Origin of the sequence: Actinoplanes sp. NPDC048791 (assembly GCF_040650095.1) — a bacterium.
Classification (GTDB): domain Bacteria; phylum Actinomycetota; class Actinomycetes; order Mycobacteriales; family Micromonosporaceae; genus Actinoplanes.
This window is the reverse complement of sequence record NZ_JBEZGQ010001515.1, coordinates 1-1,500: the sequence shown is the minus strand read 5'-3', so window position 1 is coordinate 1,500 and position 1,500 is coordinate 1. Positions and strand designations below refer to the sequence as shown.

Sequence of the window (1,500 nt, the reverse complement as noted above, 5' to 3'; positions counted from 1 at the left end):
GGCGCCGGCCGCGCCGAGCAGGCCGGCCACCGGTACGACGATCGGGCAGAGCCGGCGCAGCCGTTCGTCCGCCTGGTAGCGGGCCGCGACGGTCCCGGCCGTGGTCATCGCGTCCAGCCGGCAGCCGCCGACCTCGTCGGCCCGGGAGAGCACCCCGACCGCGTTGATCGGTGAGCCGCGGGCGAGGTCGTCGCCGCGGAAGGCCTCCAGGAAGCGGATGTCGGTGCTGTGCATGTGGCGCAGCAGGTAGACGACGGCGTCGGCCTGGGCGCGGTGCTCGTCGTCGGCGCCGAGGTGGGCCAGCGTCCGGACCGACACCTCGGCCGAGATGGACGCCAGGCCGGGGGTGTCGATCAGCGTGTGCTCACGCAGCCGCCGGCTGGGCACCTCGACGTCGAGCCGGTCCACCCGTTCGGCCGGATGCCCCAGGTCAACCCGGATCGCCCCGGACTGCCGCCGGAACGGTCGCTGCTCCGCGGGCCCGCCGGTGAGGTGCACGACCACCCGGTACGCCGGCCCGTCCCGGTACCAGGTGACGATCTTGGTGCACTCGCCGGCGTCGGTGGGCGCCAGCTCCTCCCCCACCATCGCGTTGAGCAGCGTCGACTTGCCGGCCTTGACCTTGCCGGCGATGGCCACCCGCAGCGGCTCGTCCAGCCGGCGCAGCGCCGCGCCGACCACTGCGCGGGCGGCCGGCTCGTCGATGTCCCGGCCGGCCAGCAGGAGCAGCTCGCGGACCCGTTCCAGCAGCTGCTGCGTCATGACCGGCCGCCGGTGCGGGTCAGGCTCTGGCCCACCCGGTCGAGGGCGCGGGCCCGCCCGTCCAGCTCCCGGGCCCGGCCGGCCCGTTCCGCCTCGGGCAGCTCCCCGGCCTCACGGACCGCCGCCAGGGCCTGGGCCGACGACCGCTGCGCGGCCAGGGCCCGGGACGCGAACTCGTCGCGCAGATAGCGCTGCGCCCGGCGGACGGCGTCGCGGGAGTCGTTGCCGACCACGAAGCCGACCTCGTCGACGTAGCGGCGCAGCTCCTGGCGGGCCAGCTGCCGGCGCTGCTCGACCTGGCGGCCGCGCTCGATCTTGAGCAGCCGGTGGCCGACCACGAGGCCCGCCACCGCGCCGACCGGGCCGAGGACCGCCATCTCCAGCAGCGTGCCGACCGCGTGCGCGACGACCACCCCGCCGACGGCGAGCCGGGCCGCGGTGAACATGCCCAGCCACCGGCCGGCCGTGCGGTCCTCGCGCATCCGCGGGCCGTCGACCGTGGACAGGGAGCCGGCCAGGGCGGGCAGGTCCAGGTCGAGGGCGCCGTACTCGTGGTCGAAGTGCTCGGCGACGTCGCGGGCGAGTTCGTCGGCCCGGGCGACCAGCGCGTACAGGTTGTCGACGGCGACCGCGGTGGCCTCCTTGGCCGCCCAGGCCTCGAAGTCCGGCCAGGTGTCCTTGGGGTCGCCCAGCTCGAGCAGCGCCTCGCCGCGCCGCTGCATGGACCGCAGCCGTTCC

At 76.3% G+C, this 1,500-nt stretch carries 1 protein-coding gene and 1 pseudogene; both read right to left on the bottom strand.

Features of this window, described 5'->3' with window-relative positions; genetic code table 11:
* A partial coding sequence (locus AB0C29_RS48010) for a dynamin family protein (RefSeq protein ID WP_360835002.1) occupies nucleotides 1–762 on the bottom strand: 762 nt, incomplete at its 3' end.
* Nucleotides 759–1,500: pseudogene (locus tag AB0C29_RS48005) on the bottom strand (hypothetical protein); the annotation flags it as partial. The pseudogene AB0C29_RS48005 and the gene AB0C29_RS48010, both read right to left, overlap by 4 nt.